Source organism: Bacillus sp. AP50 (assembly GCF_040492675.1).
Lineage (GTDB): Bacteria > Bacillota > Bacilli > Bacillales > Bacillaceae_G > Bacillus_A > Bacillus_A cereus.
In genome coordinates this window covers 1-24,191 of record NZ_JBEUTW010000035.1, presented here as the reverse complement: position 1 = coordinate 24,191, position 24,191 = coordinate 1, and the positions used below count along the sequence as shown (strand labels likewise).

Below are 24,191 nucleotides of genomic sequence, written 5' to 3'. Positions count from 1 at the left end.
TGAAAATTCATATTTTTAACCAATAAAAATATCTTGTTCACTTTCCACTTTACGATGGAAAGCAAACAAGATTTTTTGTTACAACATATTTAAGAAACGATCAGAGACAACACCTGTATCGTCAGGTGTACGGCAAATAATTAAGCAAGTATCATCACCACAGATGGTTCCGATGATCTCATCCCACTCTAAATGATCAATAAGTGCTCCAAGTGAATGAGCGTTACCAGGCAATGTTTTTAGCACAAGCATATGTCCTGCTGTGTCTAATTTCACAAATGAATCCACTAGATTTCGTTTTAATTTTTGTAACGGGTTAAATCGTTGATCTGCTGGCAAGCTATATTTATAGCGCCCATCATGTAATGGCACCTTCACTAAGTGCAGTTCTTTAATATCGCGCGATACTGTTGCTTGCGTTACATTAAATCCCTCATTACGTAAAATATCAACTAATTCATCTTGTGTTTCAATTTCTTTGTTTGCAATAATTTCCCTGATTTTAATATGGCGCTGACCTTTATTCATACATTTGCACCTCACACTATCTCTTACCATAGTTTAAACATTGGTATACTTCACTTATTTATGTTAACTTATAATTCGTTTCTTGTACACAATTGTTTTTACAATCATTATACAATTACAGCAAAAAGAGGAACAACATATGTTATTCCCCTTTCCCTTTTTGTTTTAGAACGTCATGCGCTTCTGTAACAACTTGCTCTATAGAAATCGGAGAATGATTTTCGCCATTCTCACGTTCACCATGCCATTTCAGATGAATTAAAAATTCAATATTACCATCCCCACCCGTAATTGGTGAGAATGTTAAACCTTCCACATCATAGCCTTCTTTTAAAGCAAACTCGACAATCATTTCTACAACAGCTTCATGTACTTTTCTATCACGAACGATACCTTTTTTCCCAACTTGCTCTCTTCCAGCTTCAAACTGCGGTTTAATTAACGCTGCTACATCTCCGTTAGGCATAAGCATTGTTTTTAAAACTGGCAGTATAAGCTTTAATGATATAAATGAAACATCAATACTTGCAAATTGAGGTAAACCACGTTCTAAGTCTGCTGGTGTCACGTAACGGAAGTTTGTTCGTTCCATTACAACAACACGCTCATCTTGACGTAATTTCCACGCTAGTTGATTGTATCCTACATCTAATGCATAAGATAATTTCGCTCCATTTTGAAGCGCGCAATCTGTAAAGCCACCAGTTGATGAACCAATATCTATCATAACTTTATCTTGTAAATCAAGATGAAATGTCTCTAATGCCTTTTCAAGTTTATAACCACCACGACTTACATACGGCATAACTTGTCCCTTCACCGTAATCTCAGTATCTTGCGAGATTTTCTCTCCTGGCTTATCAAGTCTCATCTCATTTGCATATACGAGTCCGGCCATAATGGCGCGCTTTGCTTTCTCACGCGTTTCTATAAGTCCTCGCTCTACTAATAGTACATCTACTCTTTCTTTTTTTACGCTCATTTGTTACGCCCTTTTTTGTTTTGATGGAATCATTGTATGAATACGGTCTACAACAGCATCTGTCGTTAAACCAATTTCTTCTAATAATTTTGTTACACTTCCGTGCTCTATGAAGCGGTCTGGAATACCCATTCGTTCAACTAATGCACTATGGTAACCATTTTCAGATGCAAATTCAACTACTCCTGTTCCAAAACCACCGATTAAACAAGCTTCTTCAATCGTTAAAATCGGTATATTCTTTCCTAGAAGATCATGTAAATATGCTTCATCCATTGGTTTAATAAAGCGAGCATTCACTACTTTCACTGAAACCCCAGCTTTTTCAAGACGCTCAGCTGCTTCCATTGCCATTGGTATTGTCGTACCAAATGTTAAAATAGCTGCTTGTGTACCCTCTTTTAACGTCTCCCACGTACCGATTGGAATCGCCTTTAATTCTTTATCCATATGAACGCCAAGTCCATTACCGCGAGCATAACGCAATGCGATTGGTCCATCTTCATATTGCATCGCCGTATAAACTAAATGTTGCCCTTCATTTTCATCTTTCGGCATCATAAGCACCATATTCGGCAAGTGACGTAAGAATGAGATATCAAATACGCCTTGATGCGTTTCACCATCTGCTCCTACTAATCCCGAGCGATCTATTCCGATGAAAACATTTAAATTTTGGCGGCATATATCATGAACAACTTGGTCATATGCTCTTTGTAAAAACGTTGAATAAATCGCTAAGAATGGCTTCATTCCTTGCGTTGCCATACCTGCTGCCATTGTTGTAGCATGCTGTTCTGCAATACCTACATCAATCATACGATCTGGGAATTCTTTTTGGAATTTCTCAAGTTTTGATCCAACAGGCATTGCAGGTGTAATTGCTACGATACGCTCATCCGCTCTCGCTAGCTTAAGTACTGTTTCACTAACGACAGCACTCCATGCTGGTGCAACTTCTTTCGGCTTAACGAAGTCACCTGATTCAATTTTATAAGGTCCTGTTCCATGCCAAGTTCCAATAACGTCACTCTCAGCCGGTTTATAACCTTTTCCTTTTTTCGTAATAACGTGAACAAGCACTGGGCCTTTTGTTTTCTTTGCATATTGCAACGTTTCGAATAACTTTTCATAATCATGCCCATCGACTGGACCTAAATATGTAAAGCCTAACTCTTCGAAAAAGACACCAGATACTAGTAAATATTTAAGACTATCTTTTATTTTCTCTGCTGTCGCAGCCACTTTCCCGCCAACTGCTGGGATTTTCTTTAATATATACTCTAATTCATCTTTTACCCAGTGATATTTTCCTGCGGTACGTAAACGACCGAGCACATTATGAAGCGCACCAACGTTTGGTGCAATTGACATTTCATTATCATTCAAAATAACAATCATGTCTGTTTTTTCATGTCCAATATGGTTCAATGCCTCTAAAGCCATTCCGCCTGTTAAAGCACCATCTCCAATAATTGGTATAACATATTCTTTCGTTTTCTTTAAATCACGTGCCAGAGCCATTCCCATTGCAGCCGATAACGAAGTCGAGCTATGACCAGTTTCCCATACATCGTGCTCACTCTCGCAACGTTTCGGGAAACCACATAGACCTTGATATTGCCTTAATGTACCAAACTCTTTCGCACGTCCAGTTAAAATTTTATGTACATAGGATTGATGTCCTACATCCCATAAAAATTTATCTTGCGGGCTATCAAATAATTTGTGCAGAGCAATTGTGAGTTCTACTACACCTAAATTAGGTGCAATATGTCCACCTGTTTGAGAGAGCTCTTCAATTAAAAACTTACGAATATCCTCACTCAATCCCTCTAGTTCACTGATAGACATATCTTTCAAAAAACTAGGGTTTTGAATTTGCGTTAGATCCACATGGATCACTCACTTTCATTTCATAATCTGTCAACATGTCAAATATTATAAAAAACATTTACACAAAACAAGAAATTCTCTTTTCTATTTTTCGTCTTGTCCCGCTATTAACCAGTCTATTGCGCCCTAATCCTATTATAAACCATATTTCTTTAGGCGATGAAAAAAATAGCCGCTAACACGAAGTGATAACGGCAATGTAATCTACATATATTTTTGCCAATAACAAGAAAAGAAAAACCTTTTCCTACATTTATATCATAAAATGATGAATGACTCAACAAATGAAAACGCTGTTATATTAGTTATTACGTTTTGCAATCAAATCACAAATAGATAGTAAATATTCATCTTGTAATTGCAAGGAACTAATCGCACCTTTTGCTTCTGCAATTGTTTCTTCTAAAATATCCTTTGCTCTATCTACAGTAAACAACGTTGTATATGTGCTCTTTTCATTAGAAAGATCGCTACCAATCGGTTTTCCAATCTCTTCTTCAGTTCCTTCGACATCTAAAATATCATCTCGAATTTGGAAAGCTAGACCGATATATTTGGCAAACGTAAGCAACTTTTCTTCTTGCTCTTCTGTCGCATCAGAAAGTATCGCACCCGCAAGTACAGCAAATTCAAGCAGTTTTCCGGTCTTATGTTTATGGATGTACTCCAATTCATCAATCGTAAGGCGTTTCCCTTCAGCTTCCATATCTGCCACTTGTCCGCCAACCATTCCTTCTGGTCCTGCTGCTTTTGCAAGTTCAAGTACAAGTCTTACTTTTTTTTCGGCAGAAATTTCTTTTTGCTCATATGCCATAATAACTTGAAAAGCATACGTCAATAAGCCATCTCCAGCTAAAACTGCCATCGCTTCACCAAATACTTTGTGATTTGTGGGCTTTCCTCTTCTTAAATCATCATCATCCATACAAGGTAAATCATCATGAACTAATGAATATGTATGAATCATTTCAAGAGCACAAGCTGCACCTACTCCAAGATTTCTTTCTTTCCCAAACGCTTGTAATGTTGCAAACAAAAGTAACGGGCGGAGACGTTTTCCACCCGCTTCCAAAGAATATGCCATCGCTTCACGAAGTACATTTGGACATTGTAATTCATTTGCATAGCTTACAAGTTTTTCTTCTACGAAAGTTTTACTTTCTTTCAAAAAAGTATCAAAAGCAATCGTCACTATGCTTCATCTCCTAAAGCAGTAAACGGTTCAAGCTCTCCATCTTCCCCAAGAATAACTGCCATTTGTTCTTGTACATTCTTCAGCTTCTCATCACAAAGCTTAGATAATTCCATACCTTCTTTAAAATAAGAAATCGCTTCTTCTAAAGGTACGTCACCTTGTTCTAGCTTAGAAACAAGATGCTCAAGTTGCGAAATTGCCTCTTCAAAGCTTAATTTATTTTCCATTATTCAATTCACGCTCCTCTATGCCTGATACGCTACAATCTAGTATTCCATCTTGTAATTGAACTGAAACAGCATCTCCAAGGCTTACATCTTTCACACTTTTTAACACTTGCTTCTCTTCATCATATACAAGCCCGTACCCCCTCATCATTACTTTAAGCGGACTTAACGCTTCAAGTTTTTGAGCAGCTCTTACAAAGGCAAATTCTTTCGTTTGAAGTAACGTTTGCATTTCACGTTGTAATTGCTTTTGCAACGTTTCAACAGCTACCTTCGTTTGCATAATTTTTTGAGATGGGTGGTGCTTCTCTAAATAAAATGAAAGTTGCTTTAACTGATTCACCTTTTTATCAATATAGCGCTCTTTCGCTAAAACAAGCTGTTCTAGCGCTCTATCTAATTGCTCTTCCTTTTGCTCATATACTTGTCTTGGATAACGGAACGCATACGATTTTTGCAACACTTGTAGTTTTTCTTCTTTTTTATGTACTAACTCTCTCATTGCTCTTTGCAATCTCAGAGTTCTTTGTAATACCTTTTCTTGTAACTCTATAATGTTAGGTGCTGCCAGCTCAGCTGCTGCAGTCGGTGTTGGCGCGCGTAAATCTGCAACAAAATCTGCGATTGTAAAATCCGTTTCATGGCCTACTGCCGAAATAATAGGAATTTCACTCTTAAAGATTGCTCTTGCAACCATTTCCTCATTGAAAGCCCATAATTCCTCAATAGAACCTCCACCACGACCAACGATTAGTACATCTATCTCTCCCATTTCATTCGCTGTACGAATCGCTTGTACAATCGAGGGAGCCGCTGACTCCCCTTGTACAAGTACCGGAAATACAATAACATTCCCAATTGGATAACGACGTTTAATCGTTGTTATAATATCACGAATCGCTGCTCCTGTTGGCGACGTAATCACACCTATTGTTTTAGCGTAAGAAGGAATCGCTTTTTTATAAACTTGAGAAAAAAGTCCTTCTTCTTCTAAACGAACTTTTAACTGTTCGTACGCTAAATGTAAATTCCCGACTCCGTCAGGCTGCATGTCTTGAATATAAATTTGATAAGAACCACTCGCCTCGTAAACAGAGATTTTCCCTTTCACGAGTACCTTCATCCCATTTTCAGGTTTGAATTTAATATTACGATTATGGCCCGCAAACATAACCGCTGCGATTCTTGCATTTTCATCTTTCAATGTAAAATACATGTGGCCACGGCTATGATTTTTAAAGTTGGAAATTTCACCTTTTAACCAAACAGACTGCAAATGCGGATCATATTCTATTTTTGTTTTTATATAGCGTGTTAACGCTGTAACGGTTAAATATTGCTTCTCCATTTCTCTCTCCTCATAGCCGACTCAAATTATTTACAAACGACACCTGCACGTTTGGCAGATTCAACAGTATTATGAAGAAGCATTGTGATTGTCATTGGACCAACACCCTTTGGCACAGGTGTAATGTAACCCGCAACATCTAACACGTTGTCAAAGTCAACATCACCACAAAGTTTTCCTGTTTCTAAACGGTTAACACCAACGTCAATTACAACCGCTCCTTCTTTAATATAATCCGCTGTTATCATTTTAGGTCGTCCAACAGCTACGATTAAAATATCAGCTAACTTCGATAACTCTTTCATATTTTGCGTCTTAGAATGACAATATGTTACAGTGGCATTTTCATTTAAAAACAATTGTCCCACTGGTTTACCGACAATATTACTTCTTCCAATTACTACTACATGTTTTCCAGAAATATCAAGATTTGTTTCTTTTACTAATTCTACAATACCATGCGGTGTACATGGAAGGAATGTATCTTGTCCCGTCATCATACGTCCCACGCTGATTGGGTGAAATCCGTCTACATCCTTTTCTGGTGAAATTCTTTCAATGATAGCTTTTTCTTCAATATGTTTTGGTAAAGGTAATTGCACTAATATGCCATTAATACGGTCATCGCCATTTAAGCGATCGATTTCAGCAAGCAAACGTTCCTCAGTAATTGTTTCAGGAAGTTCAATTAGCTCTGAGTAAATCCCTACTTGTTCACAGCCTTTTTCTTTTCCTTTCACATAAGAACGAGATGCTGGATCTTCTCCAACTAAAATAACTGCTAATCCTGGTACAATACCTTGCTCTTTCAACTTCACAACTTCTTCTGTTAATTGTGCTCGTTTTTTCTCCGCAACTTCATTTCCTTTGATGATTACTGCTACCATTTTAAGATTCCCCCTTAAAGAATTTACAGTGTATCTTTTATATTAGATAAAACGCCGTTAATAAAACGACGAGATTCCTCATCCCCAAATGTTTTTGCAATTTCAATTGCTTCGTTAATTGTTACGTTGTGTGGAATTTCTTCCATGTACTTCATTTCATACACAGCTACACGTAAAATACTGCGATCAACAATACTAATACGCTCAAGCTTCCACTTTTTTAAGTTTTGACGAATCGCTTCATCGATTGCTTCTTTATTTTCTACAAAACCTACTACAAGTGACTCTAGAAACTCATTTGTTTCTTCGCCTTCATCCAGCGTGTTTTCCACTGCTACTTTCGGTTCTAATTCACCTGTAATATCCATTTGGTATAATGCTTGCATTGCTCTTTCTCTAGCCGTCCTACGTTTCATTGTAACTCTCCTTTATGCTTCAAGTCTTTCCTTATACTTTGTTATATTATTATAATTTATAAGCCGTCAATTCACTTACTCTTACAGTTTTCATTGATTTTCCAACCTTATAATACAATGATAATAACACAATTTATCGTTTCACACACGGGTTACAAGGCTGAAAAATAATAAAAAGATTAACTTCAAGTTCCATATCTTATCACAATGTACGTTTTTTGGAAAAACGACACATTTCCTTGTTTATTTCTTATTTTTTGAAATAGTATAATAATTAGAGGGTTGTAATTTGTGAAGAAATGAAACGATAAAAAAGATGCCTATGTTACTAGGCACCTTTTCATTCTTACACTGGTTCGATTTCTGTTTTTTGTGTTTCGAATGTTACGCCAACGATGTGAACATTCACTTCTTTTGGCTCAAGTCCTGTCATTGTAAAGAGTGCTTGGCGAATATTGTCTTGAATCTTTTGTGCAACAACTGGAATTGCTACACCAAAATACATTACAACATAAAGGTCAACGATAATATCTTCGTTTGCTAATTCAACCTTTACACCTTTACCATGATTTTTCTTACCTAACTTCTCAACAACATCTGTAGCAAAATTACCGCGCATTGCCGCTACACCTTCTACTTCAGCAGCTGCAATACCTGCAATTACTTCAATTACTTCTGGTGCAATTTCTACTTTACCAAGAGTTGTATCTTGACCCATATCTAACATATGTTCAGCCATGAAAAAAACCTCCTTTAATGTATCACTGCGTCACAAGTTCATGCTCTTCCAAAAATTTCGTATTAAACTCACCTTTTACAAAATCAGGATGATCTAGCAATTGCAAATGGAACGGGATTGTTGTATGTACGCCTTCAATGACAAATTCACTAAGTGCGCGCTTCATTTTTGCAATTGCCTCTTCACGTGTTTTTCCGTGAACAATTAATTTAGCAACCATCGAATCATAGAAAGGTGGGATTGAATATCCCGGATATACAGCTGAATCGACGCGAATACCAAATCCTCCTGGTGGTAAGTACATTTCTACTTTACCTGGAGATGGCATAAATTTTTTGGCAGGGTTTTCCGCATTAATTCGACATTCAATTGCCCAACCATTAAATTGTACTTCTTCTTGCTGTAACGATAACTTTTCTCCTGAAGCAACAAGAATTTGCTCTTTAATTAAGTCCATTCCCGTTACCATTTCAGTAACCGGATGCTCAACCTGAATTCTCGTATTCATCTCCATGAAATAAAAGGTTTTCGTTTTATATTCATAAATAAACTCAACCGTACCAGCACCTGTATAATCAACCGCTACCGCCGCTTTAACTGCCGCTTCACCCATCTGCTTGCGAATATCTTCATCAAGTGCAGGTGATGGACTTTCTTCTAGTAGTTTTTGCAAACGGCGCTGAATTGTACAATCACGCTCTCCTAAATGAATGGCATTTCCGTGTGTATCTGCCATTATTTGAATCTCAACATGGCGGAAATCTTCAACGTACTTTTCTAAGTATACACCAGGGTTCCCAAAAGCGGTACTAGCTTCTTGCTGTGTAATTTGAATTCCTTTTATAAGCTCTTCTTCATGGCGTGCAACACGAATACCTTTTCCGCCGCCACCTGCAGTCGCTTTAATAATAACTGGATATCCAATTTGATTAGCAAGCTCGATCGCTTCTTCGGTATTTTTAATAATCCCTTGTGAACCTGGTACAATCGGAACCCCTGCTTCTTTCATTGTATCACGAGCAACGTCTTTTGTGCCCATCTTTGAAATAGCTTCTGGACTTGGACCGATAAAAATCAAGTTACATTCACGGCATAATTCTGCGAAATCTGCATTCTCTGCTAAAAATCCGTATCCCGGATGAATAGCATCGCAGCCTGTTAACTTCGCAACGCTAATAATGTTCGTCAAATTTAAATAGCTTTCTTTCGAAATCGTTGGTCCTACACAATACGCCTCGTCTGCAATCTGTACGTGAAGTGACTCTTTATCTGCTTCTGAATAAATTGCAACTGTTTCAATATCCATTTCTTTACAAGCACGAATAATTCGTACAGCAATTTCCCCACGATTGGCTATTAATACTTTTTTTATCATCACAAAGACTCCCTTATTACGCTTTTACAAGAAATAGCGGTTGTCCATACTCAACAAGCTGTCCGTTATTAACAAGAATTTCAACAATTTCGCCCTCTACATCAGCATCAATTTCGTTAAATAACTTCATAGCCTCGACAATACACACGATAGAATCTTTCGATACTCTATCCCCAACACTTACATATGGAGGTGTATCAGGCGAAGAAGAAGAATAGAATGTACCTACCATCGGTGATGTGATTTTATGTAGGTTTTCATTTTGAACAGCCTTCTTCTCTTCTTGTTTTGGCGCTTCTGCTTGTGCTGCTGCTACTTTCGTTTCAACTTCAACAGGCGCTACTGGTTGCATAGCTTGTTTTGCTGCAGGTGCTTGCACAGCAACAACTTCATTACCACGCTTTTTCATTTTGATTGTTGTACCGTCTTTTTTGTATTCAAATTCATCAATATTAGAGCTATCAATTAATTTAATTAATTCGCGAACTTCTTGAATTTTAAACATGTAAAATCCACTCCCATACTCTTGTTTGTCCCGTTTTTACAGATTCTCGTCACGAAAACTAGATTGACTGTAAAAATACGATGTATTCTATTAGAAAATATATTTCATTAACTAATAGAAATATTTACTATTTCCATCTTACGATAAATTTTTTAAACATTCCAATTTATATTTCTTTATAATAAATCGAAACTCCTGTAAAAATATTATTCCAATAAAAATTTAATACCTAGTAATAATACCAAGTTTCACACGAAATTGGCAAGACCACTTCTTAAAAAACATTCACTACTTTTTCAAAACGTTACACAGCAAACATGCCATTCACTCTTCACCACACCTATAGTCAATAACATATTTTTACCAAATATTTTTTTTTGTTTACACACCGTTCATCATTCCTTCATATAAGAATAGTATGTTCAAAGTGTAGAAAATATATTGTGTCGAGGTGTGGAAATATGATATGGCTCATTCTCTTTTTACCTGCTGTAATCGTTTGGGCATGCGTTCTTTGCATCCACGTCAAATCCGGAAAAAGTAATCATCAGTACCATGAACCATTAATCTTTTACTCACAACGTGTTTCTCCATTCCGAGCTGAACATAGTAAAAATAATTACAAAGACGCAATAGAAAAAAGCTATCGAAAATGATAGCTTTTTTCTATTCACACGTACTTACATACTCTTTTTACTATTTGCATACCCTTTGCTTAGTAAAAGATAATAATCCGTAGGGAAATCCCTACGGATTAAAGTTTCACTTATTTCGCTGGTGGATCAAATTTCACACCTACATCTTTTGATCCGCCTTCACTTCTTACAAGTTGAATAATTTTATTTGCTTCTTTCTGTGAATGTTTTGCCGCTTTAACCGTTACTCTAATATCAGTACCATCAGCTCTTACAAGAGCATCTGGATATCCTCCTTGAGATTTAATTACTGTCTCAAGTAATTCTTGCTTCGTTTCCATTGTCGTAATGGCATCAAAATTTTCTTTCGCTTTATTCTTTTCTGTTGCTGAAGCTTTTGTTGAACTCATCACTTCTTGTAATTTTGCTTTTTGTTCACTACGCTGATCTTCCATTTGCATACGTAAAGCTGTGAAATTCTCATCACTTGATTGAACTGATACATTGCCCTCTTTTTTACTTGTTTCTTTTTTTGCATTTTCTTTTTTGTCTGTTTCTTTATTTGTTGTTTCTTTGCTTGTATTTTCTTTTTTCGGAGTTTCTTTAGGCGCTTCGTTTGTTACTGCTTTATCAGTACCTTGTTTTTCTTGTCCAATCTTTTCACCTGTTGCTGGCGATGCTGTATTCATTTTGTCAGGAGTTGTCACGTAATACACAGATAGTACAACAACTAAACTTAACATCGTTAATAACCAAACTGTTTGTTTTTTTAACACTTTATTTCCTCCCTATCAATTTTTCGGTGAAACTGAAACGCGATGGGCCGGTACATCTAGCAGCCTTATCACAGCTTCTTTTACCATTGCTTTAACTTGTATATTATCCACTCCCTTTGCTACGACAAGAACACCACGTACTTTCGGCTTCTCTGTTCGTAAAACAACAGGAGTTTCTTTATCCCCTTCACGTATAATGACAGTCTTTTCATCAAGAGACTCGTCCTCTACTTCTCTCTTACCGCCTGTTTTATCTGTTTCACCTGTTGTTTGTGAGCGTTTCACTGTATTTTTTTCTAAAATTTTTTCTTCAGATGAATCTAAATTCACTTTAATCGTTACGTCTTTTACTCCTGCTATTTCTTCTAAAGCAGTTTTTAATTCTTGTTCATACGCTTTTTCATATTTTTCTACATTTGACATACTATCATTACTTTTTTGTCCGAAAGTTGGTACGTCTTTTTCTTGGTTTTGAGTTTTTTGTTCTTTAAATACAGGTACTTCTTCTTTTTTACTTGAAAAGAGACTACTAGAAAACATAAGCAAAATTCCAAGTATGAGTAGGACAAGTAAAAACTTAGGTGTTACCTTTTTACCCTTCTCGTTGCTTTCTTTTTGATCCCCATTCAATAAGTTTCGAAAAAATGAGAACTTCGAATTTTTATCTTTATTGTCCATTTACTCTACCTGTCCTCCCTTCCATCTGAACTTGGATTTGTTTACCCTCTAGTTGCCACCTGCTTGAAAAGAAATCTTTCATTTCTCCATTCGTTTCTTCCACTTTTTTTGGAGGCTCTTTCGTGTTAATTTCAATTGGCTTTACTGTTTCGATTGCATCATTTTTACTACGTTCTTTTTCTTTCAACGTCACAACAACAGATTGAATATCTTTCGCTGACTTTACTTCTTCTATATTTTCTGCTGCGACTATTTGTATTTCAGAGACAGCCATACCATACTTTTTCTCAAACTCTTTTCCTACTTCTTTTTTCATTTTGGTAGCCATCTCTTCTAAACTATATGCACGTGTTAGAGCTTGTATTTCTTTTTTCTTCGAATCTATTGAATTTTTTACAGATCCTTCTGCTACGTACTTTTCTTCATTAAAATTTGCAATTACTTCATTTACATCTGTCTGCAATAGTTTAAAAAGGGGTGTTAAAATTAATACGACTAACAAAAGACTTACAACGAATTTAACGTATTTTTGCAAATTCGAATTTGGAAGAATAAGATGAAGCATTGTCGCTAAGAGCAAAAAAACGATAATATTTCTGATCCACTCTGTAACAAATTGCATACTCTTCACCTCCTACCGCATCATAAGTGTAATATTCCCCGCAGCAATAATAATTGTAATACTTAAAAAGAACATAAATGATACGATAGCTAAGCAAGCAAATACGTAAATGATGCTTCTTCCAATAATGTCTAAACATTGAATAATTGCTCCGCCGCCAACCGGTTGTAATACTGCTGCTGCGAATTTATAAATAAATGCAATACAGAAAATTTGAATCGCAGGAAAAGCAACAATTAAGCATAAAATGACGAGCCCAATAATTCCGACTGTGTTTTTCAATAATCCTGATGCGCTAATAACAGTATCCGCCGCTTCCGTAAACATCCTTCCAACTACTGGAATGAAGTTTCCTGTTACAAATTTAGCAGTTTTCACAGCTATGCCATCAGCAACGGCTGTCGCTGTTCCTTGTACAGATAATACCCCTAAAAAAATCGTTAAGAAGATACCGATAATCCCAACGCTAACGTTTTGCAGAAGCTTGGACAATTTTGTAACTTTATATTGATCACTCATTGTACTTACAATACTTAATATCGTTGCCAGTAATAAAAGCGGTAGAACGATATAATTCATAAGAAGCCCGCTTGTATTCATTAAGAAAATGATAATCGGATGAAAGAAAGATACAGATACAACCCCGCCACCAGTCGCTATAAGCGCCAATAAAATTGGCAATAGCGCTAATATGAAATCTACCATTGTTTGTATCGTTTCTCTTGCATATGTCATAACGACATAAAAACTATTTAAAGCAAAAATAATAAGTACCATATATACAACAGCATCAGCAATTTTACTTACACTACTTTTTGAAAAAGCGGATTGCAGTGATTGCAACAATGCACTAAAGATTGTGAGCATAATGAGTGTGCCAAGCAGTTTTCCATTAGCTGCAAGCTCATGAAATAAATATTTTAATAACCCTATCATCCACTCTTTTAGAGAGAATTCTTTTTCTCCCTTTACAAACTCCATAAAACTCCCTTTTTGACTCTCTGGCAAATAGCCACCATATTTTGTAACAAGCCCGTCCCAAAATTGCTTCACATCTTCAATTCCGAGCTTATCCAATTGTTGATCAACGACGTTTGTTTCTACAGGAGAAGCTTGTACAACAACCGGTAAAGAAAAGAAAAGGAAGCAAGCAAATAGCAGCTTAGCTTCAAACCTCCTCAACATTCACTCCCCCTTATCCCGTCGGTAAAAATCCGAGAATAGTTTCAATTACAACCGTCAAAATAGGAATTGCCATAACGAGAATTAAGATTTTCCCAGCAAGTTCAATTTTCGAAGCGATGGCACCTTGACCAGCATCTTTTGTAATTTGAGCTCCAAACTCGGCAATATAAGCAATTCCAATAATTTTTAGTAACGTTTCCACGTAGACGTTGCTAACCTTCGCTTCACTCGCTACTCTCTCAATCATTTGTAAAATAGAATGAATTTGATCGATTAAAATAAGAAACATCACGCTACCTACGAACACAATAAATAAAGATGTAATACTAGATTTATGCTGGTTCAAAACAGCAGCTAAAAACGTAGCAACGAGGCCTAATCCGACAATTTGTATAATTTCGATTCGAACCGCCTCCTTTACTGGAAGAGAAAGACACTTTTAATCTTGTCGAATAGCGTATTAATTAAAAATGCAACATGAAATAAAATGACGACAAAACCGACAAGGATAACCCAATTTGCAATATCCTCACGCTTCAATTCTTTTAGTACAGTATGAATGAAAGCTAAAACAATGCCGATTCCGGCGATTTGAAATATTAATCCAACATCAATGGACATCGCCTTTCTCCCCCCTATAGCAGTAAAATTACAATAAGTAGCCCTGCTAGTACCCCTAAGCTCTTAATCATTTTTTCGTATTGCAGTTGTAAAGCTTTCGCTTCCTCTTCTTCTCTCTCCAAATGTGTAATACATAAGCGAATATGTTTTTGTTGTGATTCACGATCATGTTGCCCGAGCGTTTCACCAAATTGCTGCAGTATTTCATACTCGGTTTGTTGAAAAGCCGTCAACTTCCAATTCTCTTTCAAACTATCTATCCAAGCTTCCCTTACTGTTTGTTCTCCACTTTCTAGTTTTTTAGCGAAACTTTGAAATATCCAATTTAATGGCTTTGGCATTTGTTTAACTAATCGCTCGGCAGCCTCAGATAAAGGTGTGTGTCCATACATAATTTCTGCCTCTAATGATTGAAGTGCTGATTTTAATAACCTAAGTTGCCTCGGTCTCTCACTGTATCTTTTAGCGTACGAAAACCCGAAAAAGGTGCTGACCGCAACGATTAACACTGCACCAAATATTTTCACCATACGCCCTCAGCCTTTCTATTTGATAACACTGGTTTTCCATATTTATCTTTCACCTGCATAACCGTTCCTGGACCCCTCGCTTTTGACAACTCCACAAGCCTATCAAATATACCAAGCTCTAGCACTGCCTTGAGCGATGGACGTCTCACAACATCCTCATAGGAAAATCCGTGTGCGCTTATAAAAAGCTGGACACCTGCATGCACTGCCTCCATAATTGCTTCACTATCTTCTTTACGGCCAATTTCATCTACGATCAAAATATCAGGACTCATAGAACGAATCATCATCATCATTCCTTCTGCCTTTGGACATGCGTCTAACACATCGACTCGGGTACCAAAATCATATTGCGGGATCCCTTTCACACAACCAGCAATTTCTGACCGTTCATCAACGATCCCCACTTTACAGGAAGGAATTTCCGAAGCACTTACCCCTTGACTCATGCAACGTGCTACATCTCTTAAGAGTGTCGTTTTTCCCGTTTGGGGAGGGCCAATTACCATCGTGTTTAACCACCTTTTTTCATACAAATATGGCAAAAGCGGTTCAGCAATCCCTATTTTTTGACGAGCAATACGAATATTAAAGGAAGAGACATCACGAATCATTTTCACTGCGCTTTTTTCTGTAATGACTTTTCCTGCTAACCCGATTCTATGCCCTCCGCGAAGCGTCACATACCCACGTTTTAATTCCTCTTCCATCGTATAAATTGAGAATTGACTTAACTTATTCAATAAGTAAATAGCATCCTCTGCAGTAGTGATATAGTCATAAAAAAACACCTTTCCGTGTGCAATACACTCTAGCGGCCTTCCAATTCGAACGCGAATTTCCTCTAAAGCATCGTATTGCTTACATTCTTCAATTAAGTACTTCATCGTTTTTGGTAAAACTTCTAATACCTCTTTCATCGGCTTCTCCCCACTATACTCGACTTACTATTTCAGTAATGCGATAAAAATACAGCAAATTCCAAGCGCTAGAAAAAAGAGCTTCAAGAAAGAAATTTCACTTGCTACACTCGCTATCCCAATTGTCATTGTTAAAATTAATACGGTAGGTCCAACAAACGCCAACATACCATTTATAAACAACGCTTTCTTCGCATCATTCACATAAAGCATAAGCAAAGCAGCAAATATTTCCGCACTACCTGAAAATAATCGAAGTGCCCCCATAACAAGCACGGATGTTTCCATTGCCGCTAGCCACTGTTTCATTCTTCCACCTTCTCCCGTAACAGTTACTAACTTCGTATTCTAAAAAAGAATATATTTGTACAACCATATGCAGAGGTTGTCTATTTCAGAAGTAAAAACATAATTTTTCTCTAAAGTCTGAATTACAATCTGAATATTCATATTATTTCATGGTATATTATGGTACATTTAGTTTAAAAGAGGTTTAAACCATGCAGCACGTCACTTTATTACCACTAGATTTATGCTATACAAATGTGATTTTCGAGCTATCAAGTGATCCACATATAAAAAATGCATTGGGGATAACGGTAGAAAATATCGAAGACACGAAAACATTTCTTCTTTTCGCAATAGAAGAAGAGCGTCAAAAGAAATCCTTATCGAGAATGATTGTGAATGAAGAAAATGAAATAATTGGCCTCACCACACTTAAACATATTAATAATGAGAAAAAGCAATCTCACATTGGGAGTTGGCTCGGCTATCCGTACTGGGGAAAAGGCTATAACGAGGCTGCTAAAAAAGAAATCTTTAAAATCGCCTTTTTAGACTTACAACTTTCCTACGTATTTGCTGGTGCTAAAACGAATAATATCCGCTCTTTAAAAGCACAAGAAAAACTACCTTATATTTCATTGCATGTGGAAAACAAGTTTCCAGACGAACACGCTGCACTAGAGAAAGAAGTAAAGTCACCTTGCTCTCTGCATGTCGTGTCACGTGAAAATTTTTTAAACTGGTTGAAATTACAGAATGAGGGGGAAAAATATGAAGGCATTGAAAGTTAGTTTAACCGTTGTAGTAGAATTAGCTCTTATTTATCTTTTTTCATTATTGGTCGGTTGGTCATTTATAGAGACCTTTTTCCTTGGTAGTTTAGCAATATTTGCAATTATGTGGTTAATTATTATGAGTAACCATAGAAATAACATTACAGATCACGCAATAAGTAAAACATTAACTGGCGTTGAGAATGGCGAAATAAAACCATTTCAAATTGTTTTGACTCCATCTATTATGGGTACTCTTTCACTTGTTTTAGTCAGTTTTATAATAACAGCTATTTACTATCTACCCTATTTCCTATAAAAAAAGCACTCGTGAATTATCACGAGTGCTTTTTTACTATGCACGAGAAACGTATTTACCTTCACCAGTGTTGATGATAAGCATTTCGCCTTCGTTAATGAAGATTGGTACTTGTACAACAAGACCAGTTTCTAATGTAGCTGGTTTTGTTACGTTAGAAGCAGTATCACCTTTAATACCAGGCTCTGTTTCTGTAACTTGTAATTCAACTGTGTTTGGAAGTTCAACACCAAGTACTTCGCCTTGGTAAGTCATGATTGCTACTTCCATGTTTTCTTTTAGGAATTTAAGCTCGCGCTCGATTTGTTTTTCACCAAGTTCGATTTGCTCATAAGTTCCGTTATCCATAAATACGTGAGCCTCACCGCTTGCGTATAAGTATTGCATACGACGGTTTTCGATGTGTGCTTTTTCTACTTTCTCACCTGCACGGAATGTTTTCTCTTGAACAGAACCTGTGCGAAGATTACGTAGTTTAGAACGAACGAATGCAGCACCTTTACCTGGCTTTACGTGTTGGAAATCAAGTACTTGCCAAAGGGCATTGTCCACTGAAATTGTTAAACCTGTACGAAAATCGTTTACTGAAATCATGTAAAAAAATCCTCCTGTGTATTACAAAATAATAAGTTCTTTTGGTGATTTCGTAATTACTTCATTACCTTCACTTGTCACAATGATATCATCTTCAATACGTACGCCGCCAATACCTGGAATATAAATACCTGGTTCTACTGTTACAGCCATACCTGGTTCAAGTACTGTATGAGAACGGAACGCTAAACCTGGTGCTTCATGGATTTCAAGACCTATTCCATGACCAGTAGAGTGTCCAAAGTATTCACCATATCCTTTTTCCGTTATGTAGTCACGCGTTAGCGCATCAGCCTCGCGACCTGTTAAACCAGCTTTAATACCGTTCACACCACGTAGTTGTGCTTCTAAAACGATATTATAAATTTCTTTTAATTTATCAGATGGTTCACCGACTGCAATCGTACGAGTAATATCAGAGCAATATCCTTTGTAATAAGCGCCGAAGTCTAATGTAACGAAATCTCCTGTTTCTATCACTTTTTCAGATGCCACGCCGTGCGGTAATGCCGAACGAAGACCTGAAGCAACGATAATATCAAACGAAGAAGATGTTGCTCCTTGTTTTCTCATGAAAAATTCAAGTTCATTTGACACTTCAATTTCAGATACTCCCGGGCGAATGAATGATAGAATATGCTCAAAGGCAGCATCTGCAATCTGTGCAGCTTCCTTTAATATCTTAATCTCTGAATCAGTCTTTATCAAGCGTAACTTTTCTACAAGTCCAGAAGTCGGGATAAATTCAGCATCAATCGCTTCCTTATGCACTGAATAAGAACTATATGTAAGAGTATCTTGCTCAAAACCAAGTTTTTGAATTCCAAGCTCTTTCACTTGCTTTGCCACTTCATCAATGATCAATCCTGCGTGCTGTACAACCTCATATCCAACCGCTTGTTTACTTGCCTGCTCGACGTAACGGAAATCTGTAATAAATTGAGCACGATCTTTTGAAATAAGAACAACGCCTGCTGTTCCTGTGAAGTTAGCCATATATCTACGACTATGTTCATTTGTTAACAAAATACCGTCAATACCAGCCTCATCAAATGCACTTCGTAATCTTTCAATTTTCTCCATTACTTTATGCCTCCCTCAATTTCTCCATTAATGCAAATAACGCTAACTTATAGCCATAAAAACCAAATCCTACAATTTGACCTGCACAAACAGCTGCCGTCACAGATTCATGACGGAACGATTCACGCTGATGAATGTTAGAAATATGTACTTCAATAACAGGAATCGAAATGCTCGCAATGGCATCACGAATCGCATAGCTATAATGCGTAAATGCTCCCGGATTTAAAATGATCCCTTCATATATATCTTCCGCTTCATGAATAATGTCGATAATGGCACCTTCATGATTCGATTGGAAACATTCTAACTCCACTCCCATTGTTTCTGCTTCTTGCTTCATATCTGCTTCAAGTGTCGTTAGCGTGCCCTTTCCATATACATTTACCTCACGAACACCGAGGCGATTTAGGTTAGGACCGTTTACGAGGAGTAACTTTTTCATATTCTTAAAACTCCTTAATATTAAATATCTATACAATATTTTAACATAGGAGTTACTTATTTGAATAGTTCGTCTTCTCTTACCCTTCTTGTTCTGCTTTATTGCTATTTACTGCGTAAGAAACAGAATATGCTATAAACACACCATACAATATAAAAATACATATTGTCGTCACAATTGTCTCTTTTGGTAAATGGAGCGCACTTTTAATAACAGGAGCCATTAAACCCATCCCCAAAAACAGTAGCGCCCACCAAAATAGCCCATAAATAATTCCCGCTATAATCCCTTCAAACTTTGCAAAAAATGCTTTATACAAAAAGGCAATCAAAATTGAAAGAAGTCCCATACACACTATTCCGAACACATTGCCCCATACACCCTCTTTCCAACTTCCAAACGCAAATGGTAAAAGGAAATAATTCGGGCCCGCCTCCGTGAATGAAAATATATGAAGGAAATACCATATCCCGCCCCAAAAGATTCCACCAAACAAACCAATCTGCACAAAATTCCTTGTTCCTAATTGTTCTTGACTCACATCGACACCTCCGCTCAATAGTATGCCCGAAACTATTTTGAAGCATGTTTAAATCCTGCGAAATTTGTCTATAAAAAGAATAAGAAATGTCCGACTCTCATAACATTTTCCCTTGTCATCTACTTGTATTTGCCGATAAAATAAAGGAAACTCGGTGATTGTCTTATTTCAAAACGACAGAACCCAGTATGACAATTGCCTCTTTTTCTACATAAGAGAGAAACAAATACAGGTTGGTGTTAACATGGCAGAAGAGTCAAAACAAATATATGGCGGGCAAGCGGTCATAGAAGGAGTTATGTTTGGCGGTAGAGAATATACTGTTACAGCGGTTCGTCGTAAAGATAAATCGATTGAATTTTATCGATTACCACGCGTTCGTAATAAAGTACTATCTACCCTAAAAAAAATTCCATTTTTACGAGGGATTGCCGCTATTGTGGATGCAAGTGCGAATGGAGCAAAGCATTTAAACTTCGCTTCAGAACGATTTGACGTCCACCCAGAAGATGATGAACAAATTGCAAATAAAAAAGAAGAACAATCAAAATTAACGATGGTATTAGGAGTTGCAGCTGTTGGCGTTTTATCTTTTATATTCGGTAAAGTCATTTTCACAGCAGTTCCTGCACTATTAGCTGAATTAACAAGACCGATTTTCCCGTCTCATACTGGGCAAATCATTGTCGAAAGTGTCATTAAGCTCATGCTATTATTGAGCTATATATACTTTATTTCTTTAACCCCACTTATTAAGCGGGTATTTCAGTATCACGGTGCAGAGCATAAGGTAATCAATGCTTACGAGAATAACCTTCCTCTGACTGTAGAAAACGTTCAAAAGCAAACTCGTCTCCATTATAGATGTGGCAGTAGCTTTATTATATTTACAGTCATTATTGGAATGTTCGTTTATTTCCTAGTCCCTACAGATCCTCTTTGGGCACGAGTTATAAACCGAATTTTATTAATTCCAGTTGTACTTGGTATTTCTTTTGAAGTACTACAATTCACAAATCGATTACGAGATATTCCCGTATTACGCGTACTTGGATATCCTGGATTATGGCTACAACTATTAACAACGAAAGAACCAACAGATGATCAAGTGGAAGTAGCAATTGCATCGTTTGAAGAATTATTACGTTTAGAGAACAAACAATAATTATTTAAAAATGGTGTTCAACTCCTTTCCTCATCGTTAATATACTAATTTTAATATACGTTTTTAGGAGGTGTCCCTTATGAACGGTCGTTCGTTTACTTTCGCTATATTTGTGCTTATTATCGGATTGGCAATATTCGGCCTTGTTTCATCTGTTATTACAAATCCCATGGGTGTATTAAGAAATATCGGGTACATGTTACTTGTTGTTGGTATCTTTTACTTGCTATACAAGATGTTTACAAATTCCAGTGGTTCTGCAAATTCACAAAGCTCATATAAGCGTGCGGCAAAACAATCGAACCGCAAACATGGGAAACAAAATGTAGCACCCCTAGGCAATTCTTTCTTTAAGTCAAATACTTCTAATGACAAAAGTAAAAAAGGGAATTCTTCCACTTTGAAACGAAAAAGAAAACAGTCTCATTTAACTGTCATTGAAGGCAAAAAAAGCAAAAAGAAAGACCGTGCTTCCTTTTAGGAAATACGGTCTTTTTTTATACTTTGAAGCACTTCTTTTAAACTTTTCTCTCTCATACTTTCAATTCGAAGATGATGATTTTCAAATGGTAAATTCCGTGTCACATCATTAGGTACAACAACGCACGTTAATCCCGCTGCAACTGCTGCTCTCAATCCATTTAATGAATCTTCAAATACAACAGCTTCAGACGGCTTAATTCCTAATTCTTCTATTGCAACTCGATAAAGAGCTGGATCTGGTTTTACCTTCTCAACATCTTCTCTCGTTTTAATCACTTCAAAATATTCTCGAATCTGTAGCTCTTCTAAAAAATGAATAACCCATTCTCTAGACGAACTAGAAGCCAGTGCGATTTTCAATCCCATTTCTTTCGCTTCTTCTAAATATTCTTTTACCCCGTCACGAGCTTCTGGTATTCTCATTTTCTCTTTATGTAAAGTTGCCACTTTTTCTTTTAATGCATTTTTGTTAAACTTCTCTTTTAATTGATCATTTAAATATGTATAAAGTACCTCATCTGTTGTTCCAATACATTTCGCAAATTCCTCTAAAGGTAGTTCCCCGCCGTATTCACGAACAGCATCTCTGAAAGAGTGAAACCATATCGTTTCTGTGTCCACAATTAATCCATCAAAATCAAAAATAATTGCTTTCATAATTCTCCCATCCTTTTCGAATTGAAATAAAAAAGGAAACGCCATACGTTCCCCTTAATTACTTTTCTCTTCATTTGCTCTTTGAACACCACGAAGTGTTTCCACTCGGACTGCATCTTGTTCAAAGTATTCCACTAAATCACCAATGCGATCAATTGCTTCCCAACTTAAATGATGTTCAATTCCTTCTACATCATTGTAAATTTTACTTTCATCCACACCGATAATACGCATAAATTGCTCTAGCAAGTCATGACGATATACGAGACGTTCTCCGATTTTTTTACCTTTTGTTGTTAATACAAGCCCTCTATATTTTTCATAAATTAGATATTCATCTTTGTCTAATTTTTGCACCATTTTTGTTACAGAGGATGGATGTACACTAAGCGCTTCAGCAATATCAGATACGCGGGCGTAACCCTTTTCATCAATCAACAAATAAATTTGTTCAATATAATCTTCCATACTAGGGGTAGGCATCGGTTTCCTCCATCCAAGTTCATTTTGCTTATTCCGTACGAAGCAATCAATAAAATGATACACCAGAAAGAATAACGTGACAAGTTGAAAACGAGCCTAAATATATAAAACAAAAAAGAATCTGTATTTGCATACAGACCGCCCTTAAGTAAAATATTGTATTTCTGCATTAGGAAAAAACTCATTTATATAACCTCTTATCGTTTCTTCCAATACTGCTGCATCATCCTTTTTATATACATATTTTCCGATGGTTTTGGAAAACGATGCTGAATCAATTCAAACGTTAAATTTGGTATTGTCATATCTTTGTCGCTCAAATAGTTTACGGTTCCTTCTTCCCATTCTTCATGCATTTAAATTGGCACAACTATAAAATCAAGTGGATATTCAAGTGCCTTTCGTTCAAAGTAAACGAGCTTTGGCATAAATGGTCTCATATGCTTTTCGCCCTCTCGTTAGTATGGGGGACATTAAAGTTTTCCCCCCCAGTAACTTGCGTTGCAAGTTACTGGGGGTTATAATTTGGATAACAGCTACCTTGCAACGCAAGTTACCTGAGTAAAAGGTGGTGAAATCATGCACAGCCAAATGTTAAAAGGTGTACTAGAAGGTTGCATCCTATACATCATTTCACAAGAAGAAGTGTACGGATATGAACTGAGCACAAAATTAAATAAACATGGCTTTACATTCGTAAGCGAAGGAAGCATCTATCCGTTATTATTACGTATGCAAAAAGAAAAATTGATCGAAGGCACATTAAAAGCTTCCTCACTCGGTCCGAAGCGAAAATATTATCACGTAACCGATAAAGGGCTAGAACAACTTGAAGAATTTAAAAAAAGCTGGGGAATGGTTTCTACTACGGTAAATAACTTATTACAGGGGGAGTGATAGGGATGAATGCACAAGACATGATTGAATTGAATAATAAAAAACGTGAGCTTCTAACTTCCGAAAACGAAATTGCTTATGGTGATATGCTAGTATATCTTCGGTTATCTAATGTACCCGAACATCAAGTAGAAGAACTTTTGTTAGAAATATTAGATCATCTTATCGAAGCACAAGTAGAAAATAAAAATGCTTATGACATTTTTGGTGATGACTTACAATCTTATTGTGATGAACTTATATCAGCTTTACCAACCCAAACAAAGTTAGAAAAAACTTCTTTAATTGGATTTTCTGTTAGCTTACTTCTTGCTATACAGTTTGGCATAAATGCAATTATTTCATTTTTTATGTTTCTCTTTGAAAAAAATAATACATTATCAAGTCCGCCTTTTAGC

Annotated in this window: 33 protein-coding genes and 1 pseudogene; 7 read left to right on the top strand and 27 right to left on the bottom strand. The window is 36.6% G+C overall.

Annotated elements, in window-relative coordinates; all coding sequences use genetic code 11:
* Positions 1–78: 78 nt before the first annotated feature.
* The 11 genes from argR to accB all read right to left on the bottom strand — a co-directional run bounded on the left by argR (position 79) and on the right by accB (position 10,098).
* Positions 79–528, bottom strand: a complete 450-nt coding sequence (gene argR / locus ABWK52_RS04720; protein ID WP_001032580.1) for an arginine repressor ArgR — start codon at positions 526–528, stop codon at positions 79–81.
* A gap of 142 nt (positions 529–670) precedes the next feature.
* On the bottom strand, positions 671–1,510 hold the full coding sequence (locus tag ABWK52_RS04715; protein WP_000111874.1) for a TlyA family RNA methyltransferase: 840 nt from the start codon (positions 1,508–1,510) through the stop codon (positions 671–673).
* 3 nt (positions 1,511–1,513) lie between these two features.
* Positions 1,514–3,406 (bottom strand): 1-deoxy-D-xylulose-5-phosphate synthase, encoded by a 1,893-nt coding sequence (dxs, locus tag ABWK52_RS04710; protein ID WP_000366454.1) that lies wholly within the window; start codon positions 3,404–3,406, stop codon positions 1,514–1,516.
* Positions 3,407–3,707: 301 nt separating this feature from the next.
* Positions 3,708–4,598, bottom strand: coding sequence for a (2E,6E)-farnesyl diphosphate synthase (gene ispA / locus ABWK52_RS04705; protein ID WP_000150374.1), 891 nt, complete (start codon positions 4,596–4,598; stop codon positions 3,708–3,710).
* Entirely contained in the window at positions 4,598–4,828 is a 231-nt protein-coding gene (gene xseB / locus ABWK52_RS04700; protein ID WP_000428423.1) for an exodeoxyribonuclease VII small subunit, read from the bottom strand. The genes ispA and xseB overlap by 1 nt, the downstream gene beginning before the upstream one ends.
* Complete coding sequence (gene xseA, locus ABWK52_RS04695) at positions 4,818–6,176, bottom strand: exodeoxyribonuclease VII large subunit (protein WP_000415254.1); 1,359 nt, start codon at positions 6,174–6,176, stop codon at positions 4,818–4,820. Before xseA ends, xseB begins: the two co-directional genes overlap by 11 nt.
* 26 nt (positions 6,177–6,202) lie before the next feature.
* The gene (gene folD, locus ABWK52_RS04690; RefSeq protein ID WP_000226732.1) at positions 6,203–7,063 is read right to left on the bottom strand and encodes a bifunctional methylenetetrahydrofolate dehydrogenase/methenyltetrahydrofolate cyclohydrolase FolD; all 861 of its coding nucleotides are present in this window, start codon (positions 7,061–7,063) and stop codon (positions 6,203–6,205) included.
* A 23-nt stretch (positions 7,064–7,086) separates the two neighbouring features.
* The gene (nusB, locus tag ABWK52_RS04685; protein WP_000830247.1) at positions 7,087–7,479 is read right to left on the bottom strand and encodes a N utilization substance protein NusB; all 393 of its coding nucleotides are present in this window, start codon (positions 7,477–7,479) and stop codon (positions 7,087–7,089) included.
* Positions 7,480–7,825: 346 nt separating this feature from the next.
* Positions 7,826–8,218, bottom strand: a complete 393-nt coding sequence (locus tag ABWK52_RS04680) for an Asp23/Gls24 family envelope stress response protein (RefSeq protein WP_000807630.1) — start codon at positions 8,216–8,218, stop codon at positions 7,826–7,828.
* Between the two features lie 22 nt (positions 8,219–8,240).
* Complete coding sequence (accC, locus tag ABWK52_RS04675; protein WP_000592870.1) at positions 8,241–9,593, bottom strand: acetyl-CoA carboxylase biotin carboxylase subunit; 1,353 nt, start codon at positions 9,591–9,593, stop codon at positions 8,241–8,243.
* 16 nt (positions 9,594–9,609) lie between these two features.
* The gene (gene accB / locus ABWK52_RS04670; protein ID WP_000472859.1) at positions 9,610–10,098 is read right to left on the bottom strand and encodes an acetyl-CoA carboxylase biotin carboxyl carrier protein; all 489 of its coding nucleotides are present in this window, start codon (positions 10,096–10,098) and stop codon (positions 9,610–9,612) included.
* A 461-nt stretch (positions 10,099–10,559) separates the two neighbouring features.
* Here accB and ABWK52_RS04665 point away from each other — a divergent pair, with 461 nt between their 5' ends.
* Positions 10,560–10,754, top strand: coding sequence for a hypothetical protein (locus ABWK52_RS04665; protein WP_002101315.1), 195 nt, complete (start codon positions 10,560–10,562; stop codon positions 10,752–10,754).
* Positions 10,755–10,864: 110 nt separating this feature from the next.
* On the opposite strand, the gene ABWK52_RS04660 is transcribed toward ABWK52_RS04665, so the two are convergent.
* The 9 genes from ABWK52_RS04660 to ABWK52_RS04620 are packed head-to-tail and all read right to left on the bottom strand — an operon-like array spanning position 10,865 to position 16,374.
* Entirely contained in the window at positions 10,865–11,509 is a 645-nt protein-coding gene (locus ABWK52_RS04660; protein ID WP_000914710.1) for a SpoIIIAH-like family protein, read from the bottom strand.
* Positions 11,510–11,524: 15 nt separating this feature from the next.
* Positions 11,525–12,187 (bottom strand): stage III sporulation protein AG, encoded by a 663-nt coding sequence (spoIIIAG, locus tag ABWK52_RS04655; RefSeq protein WP_000368890.1) that lies wholly within the window; start codon positions 12,185–12,187, stop codon positions 11,525–11,527.
* Positions 12,177–12,809: a stage III sporulation protein AF gene (gene spoIIIAF / locus ABWK52_RS04650; protein WP_001161032.1), complete on the bottom strand. Its 633-nt coding sequence runs from the start codon at positions 12,807–12,809 to the stop codon at positions 12,177–12,179. Before spoIIIAF ends, spoIIIAG begins: the two co-directional genes overlap by 11 nt.
* A gap of 12 nt (positions 12,810–12,821) precedes the next feature.
* Positions 12,822–13,994: a stage III sporulation protein AE gene (spoIIIAE, locus tag ABWK52_RS04645; protein ID WP_353771880.1), complete on the bottom strand. Its 1,173-nt coding sequence runs from the start codon at positions 13,992–13,994 to the stop codon at positions 12,822–12,824.
* A gap of 10 nt (positions 13,995–14,004) precedes the next feature.
* Positions 14,005–14,388 (bottom strand): stage III sporulation protein AD, encoded by a 384-nt coding sequence (gene spoIIIAD / locus ABWK52_RS04640; protein ID WP_077393170.1) that lies wholly within the window; start codon positions 14,386–14,388, stop codon positions 14,005–14,007.
* A 23-nt stretch (positions 14,389–14,411) separates the two neighbouring features.
* Positions 14,412–14,615, bottom strand: coding sequence for a stage III sporulation protein AC (gene spoIIIAC / locus ABWK52_RS04635; protein WP_000020914.1), 204 nt, complete (start codon positions 14,613–14,615; stop codon positions 14,412–14,414).
* A 14-nt stretch (positions 14,616–14,629) separates the two neighbouring features.
* Positions 14,630–15,145, bottom strand: a complete 516-nt coding sequence (spoIIIAB, locus tag ABWK52_RS04630; protein WP_000238702.1) for a stage III sporulation protein SpoIIIAB — start codon at positions 15,143–15,145, stop codon at positions 14,630–14,632.
* On the bottom strand, positions 15,139–16,065 hold the full coding sequence (gene spoIIIAA / locus ABWK52_RS04625; protein ID WP_353771879.1) for a stage III sporulation protein AA: 927 nt from the start codon (positions 16,063–16,065) through the stop codon (positions 15,139–15,141). Before spoIIIAA ends, spoIIIAB begins: the two co-directional genes overlap by 7 nt.
* Positions 16,066–16,092: 27 nt before the next feature.
* Positions 16,093–16,374: a YqhV family protein gene (locus tag ABWK52_RS04620; RefSeq protein WP_000816050.1), complete on the bottom strand. Its 282-nt coding sequence runs from the start codon at positions 16,372–16,374 to the stop codon at positions 16,093–16,095.
* A 191-nt stretch (positions 16,375–16,565) separates the two neighbouring features.
* On the opposite strand from ABWK52_RS04620, the gene ABWK52_RS04615 reads away from it, so the two are divergent.
* Positions 16,566–17,144, top strand: a complete 579-nt coding sequence (locus ABWK52_RS04615) for a GNAT family N-acetyltransferase (protein ID WP_001164991.1) — start codon at positions 16,566–16,568, stop codon at positions 17,142–17,144.
* Positions 17,125–17,445 carry a hypothetical protein gene (locus ABWK52_RS04610; protein WP_098541556.1) on the top strand — a complete coding sequence of 107 codons (321 nt, stop codon included), beginning with the start codon at positions 17,125–17,127 and terminating at the stop codon, positions 17,443–17,445. The genes ABWK52_RS04615 and ABWK52_RS04610 overlap by 20 nt, the downstream gene beginning before the upstream one ends.
* A gap of 36 nt (positions 17,446–17,481) precedes the next feature.
* Here ABWK52_RS04610 and efp read toward each other — a convergent pair whose 3' ends face one another.
* The 4 genes from efp to ABWK52_RS04590 form a co-directional block, all read right to left on the bottom strand.
* Positions 17,482–18,039, bottom strand: coding sequence for an elongation factor P (efp, locus tag ABWK52_RS04605; protein ID WP_000626516.1), 558 nt, complete (start codon positions 18,037–18,039; stop codon positions 17,482–17,484).
* Positions 18,040–18,060: 21 nt separating this feature from the next.
* The gene (gene pepQ / locus ABWK52_RS04600) at positions 18,061–19,122 is read right to left on the bottom strand and encodes a Xaa-Pro dipeptidase (protein WP_000411041.1); all 1,062 of its coding nucleotides are present in this window, start codon (positions 19,120–19,122) and stop codon (positions 18,061–18,063) included.
* A 4-nt stretch (positions 19,123–19,126) separates the two neighbouring features.
* Positions 19,127–19,567, bottom strand: coding sequence for a type II 3-dehydroquinate dehydratase (gene aroQ / locus ABWK52_RS04595; protein ID WP_000735147.1), 441 nt, complete (start codon positions 19,565–19,567; stop codon positions 19,127–19,129).
* 79 nt (positions 19,568–19,646) lie between these two features.
* Complete coding sequence (locus ABWK52_RS04590; RefSeq protein WP_000076880.1) at positions 19,647–20,108, bottom strand: YqhR family membrane protein; 462 nt, start codon at positions 20,106–20,108, stop codon at positions 19,647–19,649.
* 244 nt (positions 20,109–20,352) lie between these two features.
* Between ABWK52_RS04590 and ABWK52_RS04585 the strand changes: the two genes are divergently transcribed.
* Both ABWK52_RS04585 and ABWK52_RS04580 read left to right on the top strand, forming a co-directional pair.
* Entirely contained in the window at positions 20,353–21,273 is a 921-nt protein-coding gene (locus tag ABWK52_RS04585; protein WP_000807121.1) for a DUF1385 domain-containing protein, read from the top strand.
* A gap of 79 nt (positions 21,274–21,352) precedes the next feature.
* Positions 21,353–21,754, top strand: coding sequence for an SA1362 family protein (locus tag ABWK52_RS04580; RefSeq protein ID WP_001014463.1), 402 nt, complete (start codon positions 21,353–21,355; stop codon positions 21,752–21,754).
* Here ABWK52_RS04580 and ABWK52_RS04575 read toward each other — a convergent pair.
* The 3 genes and pseudogenes from ABWK52_RS04575 to ABWK52_RS04565 form a co-directional block, all read right to left on the bottom strand.
* Entirely contained in the window at positions 21,751–22,413 is a 663-nt protein-coding gene (locus ABWK52_RS04575) for an HAD family hydrolase (protein WP_021727699.1), read from the bottom strand. The genes ABWK52_RS04580 and ABWK52_RS04575 overlap by 4 nt on opposite strands.
* Positions 22,414–22,467: 54 nt before the next feature.
* A complete protein-coding gene (mntR, locus tag ABWK52_RS04570; protein ID WP_001143083.1) occupies positions 22,468–22,896 on the bottom strand; it encodes a transcriptional regulator MntR in 429 nt (142 codons plus the stop codon).
* A gap of 144 nt (positions 22,897–23,040) precedes the next feature.
* Positions 23,041–23,285: pseudogene (locus ABWK52_RS04565) on the bottom strand (spore photoproduct lyase family protein); the annotation flags it as partial.
* A 190-nt stretch (positions 23,286–23,475) separates the two neighbouring features.
* On the opposite strand from ABWK52_RS04565, the gene ABWK52_RS04560 reads away from it, so the two are divergent.
* Together ABWK52_RS04560 and ABWK52_RS04555 are read left to right on the top strand one after the other, a co-directional pair.
* Positions 23,476–23,793, top strand: coding sequence for a PadR family transcriptional regulator (locus ABWK52_RS04560; protein ID WP_000556081.1), 318 nt, complete (start codon positions 23,476–23,478; stop codon positions 23,791–23,793).
* A 5-nt stretch (positions 23,794–23,798) separates the two neighbouring features.
* On the top strand, positions 23,799–24,191 hold a 393-nt coding region (locus ABWK52_RS04555; protein WP_353771878.1), incomplete at its 3' end, for a DUF1048 domain-containing protein.